This window comes from Microcystis sp. M53602_WE12, assembly GCF_030065455.1.
Taxonomy (GTDB): Bacteria; Cyanobacteriota; Cyanobacteriia; order Cyanobacteriales; family Microcystaceae; genus Microcystis; species Microcystis aeruginosa.
Map to the genome: position 1 here is coordinate 1 of NZ_JASJFB010000008.1, position 1567 is coordinate 1567.

3 protein-coding genes are annotated in these 1567 nt (G+C 36.2%); 1 reads left to right on the plus strand and 2 read right to left on the minus strand.

The annotated features are described in order from the left end of the window. Window positions 1-109: 109 nt before the first annotated feature. Complete coding sequence (locus PX482_RS00255; protein WP_288026770.1) at window positions 110-400, minus strand: type II toxin-antitoxin system RelE/ParE family toxin; 291 nt, start codon at window positions 398-400, stop codon at window positions 110-112. 487 nt (window positions 401-887) lie between these two features. On the opposite strand from PX482_RS00255, the gene PX482_RS00260 reads away from it, so the two are divergent. After that, on the plus strand, window positions 888-1145 hold the full coding sequence (locus PX482_RS00260) for a hypothetical protein (protein WP_002762931.1): 258 nt from the start codon (window positions 888-890) through the stop codon (window positions 1143-1145). A 93-nt stretch (window positions 1146-1238) separates the two neighbouring features. Here the strand turns inward: PX482_RS00260 and PX482_RS00265 are convergent, their stop codons facing one another. Beyond that, window positions 1239-1424, minus strand: coding sequence for a putative toxin-antitoxin system toxin component, PIN family (locus PX482_RS00265; RefSeq protein ID WP_353852241.1), 186 nt, complete (start codon window positions 1422-1424; stop codon window positions 1239-1241). Between the last annotated feature and the right edge of the window lie 143 nt (window positions 1425-1567).

The following is a 1567-nucleotide window of genomic DNA, read 5'->3' on the forward strand; positions in this document are numbered from 1 at the left end:
CCAACAATTCCTATTTTTTCATAATTAGGGTCTCAAGCTCCCCCTAACGGCCACCGAGAAAACCTTCACCAGATAAGTATTTTTACTCAAGTCTCTGGAGGGGGACAGCTTATGTGACAGTTGAGGGTGCGGAATGTGGGTTCTTAAAGGCATGGAGAATAAAAATAGCATTGCTTAGTTTAAGAGCATAAACTGTTCTATAGGTATCGGTTTGATAATCGCTGACTATTTCAAAAACACCATTAAACCCCTTTAAGCTTTTGACATTAGGATGATTTTGATTATTCTGAACACGATAAAGAATGCAGCCAACTTCATCAACAACCTCTTCAGGAAATTCTAATAGCTCCTTTTTTGATGCTCCAATCCAGATAAAAGTTTTCAGTTGTTTATCTACCATTTTTTTGAAAAAATGTGACAAATACAAATAAAAAGCTCATAAATTTGTTATAAAAATCCTCAAGACTAAGTTTGACAAAAAACCTGAGATTGTTATATTCTACAGGTGAAAAGCTTTTGCAAGAGAGAGCCACACCCCACGCACCAATTATATCATTCATTCTACCTGAATATCAAACAGGAACTAGAAACCTGTTACTAGGGAGAGATTGCTACGGGGGGATATTCGGTAGCAGTTAAATAATCATAATAAAAACCACTCCAGACACAGTAGCGGCTCTTGTAGGGTGCGTTAGTGATAGCGTAACGCACCCATTTTCTTAAGATGGTGCGTTACGGCGCGATAATAATTTAATTATTAACAAATTTCCTTTAAATACGCGCAAACACGCACCCTACAAGCTGATTTAAGAGAAGTAGAATCCTTTATTTAGTCAATAAGTTAACATATAATTGAGTTAAGACATTCTCATTCAACAATTTTCCCTATGGCACAAGCTCAGGAACCGAACGATAAAAATTATGAAGTGGAGCGTCAATTGAGGAGTCTTAATCGGCGCCTGGAGCGTCTGGAAGATACCCAAGTGACAGGAAGAGAGCTAAACCGGAGTTTTGATCGAGTCTATGAGGAAATTGATCATCTTGAAGATAAAGTTGATCGGCTTCAATCGAATTTTGAAGAGTTTCGTGATGAGATTAACCAAAAATTAGATACGATTTTACAACATATTACGGGCATCAATTAAATTGACAGCGATCATCAATAAAGTATTATCGTAGGTTGGGTTGAACGATAGTGAAACCCAACACTTTTAAATAATTGAGTTGGGTTTCGTTCCTCAACCCAATCTACAGATTACTAAAAATTGTTGATAAGTAACAATTTTAGTTATTCCAAATTGTTGCAAAATTAATAAATCTTGATCGCCTGTAATTAAAAAGTCAGCTTGACTATCTTTGGCTAAGGCTAAAAGGTAGTTATCTTTAGCGTCTCTACAGATATTAATTTTTGATTTAGTCTCAATACAGGTTCTTCGTTACTTGGTATGGTTCGATAGGGGGCATAAATCGACTAAATCCTTATCTGGCAAGAGACTTAATTGATTAGTTCGCTCTAGAGCAAAAACAATTGACAAAAATCGCTAAATGCCTTTCTCTATAAGGGTTC